Genomic DNA, 3,327 nt, shown 5'->3' with positions numbered 1-3,327 from the left:
GGATCAGGTCCGCAATGATTATGACATCGTGATGTTCGACACCCCGCCGCAACTTTCCTTTGCGGTGATCTCGGCACTCTTCGCTTCCACGGGGATGCTGATCCCCCTCACGGCCTCAATGCTGGACGTGATGTCGCTTGCGACCTTCATGGACATGGCATCCGAACTTATGCAGGTGGTGGAGGAGCAGGATCGGGATAAGACCTATGATTTCATACGCTTCCTGATCACCAGGTATGAAACCGGGGATCAGCCGCAACTGCAGGTGGCGTCCTATCTCAGAACAGTGCTCGGTGACTCTGTGATGAGCAATGAATTCGTAAAATCAACCGCGATCGGCGATGCGGCCAATACCAAGCAGCCGGTTCTGGAGGTTGAGCCACGGGACATGACGAGATCGACCTATGACCGGATCGTTACCTCCATCTCCGGCATCGCAGATGAGGTCGAAGCCGATCTCCGCAAGGCATGGGGGAGGGAGTAATGGCGCGCAAGAACATCTTCTCGAGCACGCTGCGCAATGCAATGAATGATCACGAAGCTGACCCTTCTGATGATACCGGCTTTGATCCGCCCGAATTGGGCGAAAGCCAGACGGAGACCAGCGCCTCTGGGGATCAGGATGATCTTACGCCACGCAAGCGTAGCAACCCGAACATAAAGATTTTTCAGAGATCCTTCCAGGAGCAGATGCTCCGTTCCCTTCAGGACGTTGATCCGACGCGTATCGACAGCTCGCGGTTCAAAGACCGGCTGGACGTCCGAGAAGATCTTGAAGCTCTGAAAGAGTCGATCAAGGAGAATGGTCAGCAGGTTCCAGTCCTTCTGCGGAAAGTTGCTGGAGACCGCTACGAGGTTGTATATGGCCGCCGGCGTATCTTGGCTTGCCGTCAACTGGGCCTAGATGTCCGTGCGATGGTTGTCGAGATCAGTGATGAAGATGCGCTGATCGCACAGGGGCTTGAGAATGCCGCCCGGCTGGAAACTAGCTATATCGAAAAAGCGATCTTCGTCACTCAGGTCACGGAAGCGGGTTACTCCTCGGATACGATCCACAAGGCACTTGGGATCGACAAGACACAAGCTTCGAAGATGCGCGGTGTGGTTCGAGACATTCCGCGGGACGTCATCATGGCCGTCGGCGCCGCACATGGCGCAGGACGCCGCCCCTGGGAGGCGCTGCGCAAGATCTTGTCAGGAGATGATGCTCCAGGCCAGGCACGCTTGCTGAAGATGATCGATCCGGATCTGCCGAGCCCCGAGCGCCTCAAAGCGCTCCTCGCGGCGTTGCGTAGGGAGCGCCTTTCTGAGGCCCCCTCCCCTACCCAGCAAACGAGGATCGGCCGTGACGGCTACAAGATGGGCCGCACACCACGTTCTCTTACGGTGAAAGCCGACCGGAAGGCTCCGCCAGCTTTCCTCGAATACCTGGAAAGGAATTTGGAGCGGATCTACGAGGACTGGCACGAGAACAAGGGTCAAGACATTGATAAATAGGAATTTTTCGGGTTTCGAATTGAATTGCCCAGTGGGCAACTCCTCGGCCGGTTCAGGTGTTGCCCGGCGGGCAACACGGCGAGCTGACCAAGCGTTGCCCGGTGGGCAATCCGCCCCTGAGAAATAGGAGCGCCCGGACCAAGCATCCGGGTTGAGGTAAGCGAGCAGAAGAAGGAGCAGGCATCTAGCAAAAGAACCCCCCAAAGACGATGTCTTCAGAGGGCCTCTGTTTTGTGTAGCAACTTACAGATAGCCCAAAATTGAATCACTGACAACACTGTATTCGGTGAACGGGGAACTTTTGCCGTCTGAAATGGCATGAAATCACTTACAACCGCGGCACTTGGTGCCGGGGCGCCGGAGACGTGCGCTCAAACCGCAGGATCGGCCTTCCGGCCGATCCTGCGCTGGGATCTCTATGGGCTTATCAAAACGTGCAAGAAGCGGCTCGGTCTGAACACGGGAGACCTGACGGCGCTGCAAGCCATGTTGTCCCTGCTTGACTTGAAAGATGCCAAGACAGGAGAAGTTCCAGGGACGCCAGATAAACTTCTTATCTGCTTCGCGTCCAATACGACGATCTGTCAGAGAGCGGCAGGCATGGATGAGAGCAATCTGAGGAAGCATATTCGCAAGCTTGTTGACCGCGGTCTGGTGCGGCGCCGGAACAGCGCTACCGGCAAACGCTTTCCATTGAAGCGTGACGGCAAGATCGTCGATGCTTATGGAATCGATCTGACACCTGCGTTCCAAGCGGCTGCTGTCCTGCAACGGATGTCTGAAGAGATCATCCGGCAAGCTGAGGAGCGCCGCAACCTGCGCGCCGAGACCCTCTCATTACGGCGCAGGGCTCTTGAGTGCCTGACGTCCATTGACGATCATGCGCGCACGTTTCTGGACGGCCTCACCAAACTGCTCCGGCGCGAGACAACGACAATCGAGCAAATCGAAGAGGCGCGGTCACAAGTCCTGGAACTGCTCGCCAGTGAACACGACCCAGAACCGGATGCAAAATCCGAGTCCCCTGCCCTGCCCGCGGGCCATCCGGCTACGCAGCCTGACGTTGCGCCATCCGAAAACGCTGACGAACCCAAGGCTAAGTTGACTGCAGACGCACGCCAGACCGAAGATCGACCCGTCAGCAACGGGCATTCTACCCGCCAAGTAGAGTCACAAAAATTGAATATTAAAGAAAGGCCGGACAGTTCTGATACACCCTCAATAAATGCGCCTTTGGCCTATGAAGCAATGCTGGGGAAATATCCCCATGCATCAAGCTTTCTCCCTCCGCACGGACAGTGCAGAGATAGTCTGATGGACAGCTTGCGCTGCTTGGGTCTAAGCCTTGGTCTTCACCAAGTCCCATACGGTCAGGTGCTTCGCATGATAGGTCTGGAAAAGATCATCTCGATATTCGATCACATGATCCAAAAGGTGGAGATGATTAGTCATCCCCTTCCCTATTTTGAACAGGCCGTCAGACGGGCGTTGCCCGCGGGCACCGTATTGCCATGAGGAAGGAAGACGGCTCCTACCTGCATTGAAGCGTCTACCCCAAGCGTATCTGCAACCCAAAACCGCCATTGTGCGGCTGCAAGAACCCGCCGGAAGATCCGCGCATAGCTGAGCTTAACGAGCTGATCTTGGCTGTTGGCTTCAATCGCAAGGCCGTCTGCCGCTCAGCTGCTCGTGTCTTGCTGGGAAGTCATATCCACGTTCAGGGTATTTACGAATCTCAGTTGGCCGCCCTATAATGATCGCGACTACTTCTGTGCCAAGGGCATCCTCATTTAGATTGCCCGCTGGGCAACCCGCCACCACAATCTAGAC

3 protein-coding genes are annotated in these 3,327 nt (G+C 56.1%); all 3 read left to right on the top strand.

What is annotated here, in order from left to right; genetic code table 11:
- Nucleotides 1–484, top strand: a 484-nt coding sequence (locus A2I95_RS28370) for an AAA family ATPase (RefSeq protein ID WP_291735285.1), incomplete at its 5' end; no start/stop codon positions are given.
- Entirely contained in the window at nucleotides 484–1,497 is a 1,014-nt protein-coding gene (repB, locus tag A2I95_RS28365) for a plasmid partitioning protein RepB (protein WP_051371719.1), read from the top strand. The genes A2I95_RS28370 and repB, both read left to right, overlap by 1 nt.
- 318 nt (nucleotides 1,498–1,815) lie before the next feature.
- A complete protein-coding gene (locus A2I95_RS28360) occupies nucleotides 1,816–3,012 on the top strand; it encodes a helix-turn-helix domain-containing protein (RefSeq protein WP_027255868.1) in 1,197 nt (398 codons plus the stop codon).
- Nucleotides 3,013–3,327: the final 315 nt, after the last annotated feature.

The sequence above is a fragment of the Leisingera sp. F5 genome (assembly GCF_001593695.1).
The sequence above is the reverse complement of the archived record's forward strand: the minus strand, read 5'-3'. Positions and strand labels throughout refer to the sequence as shown.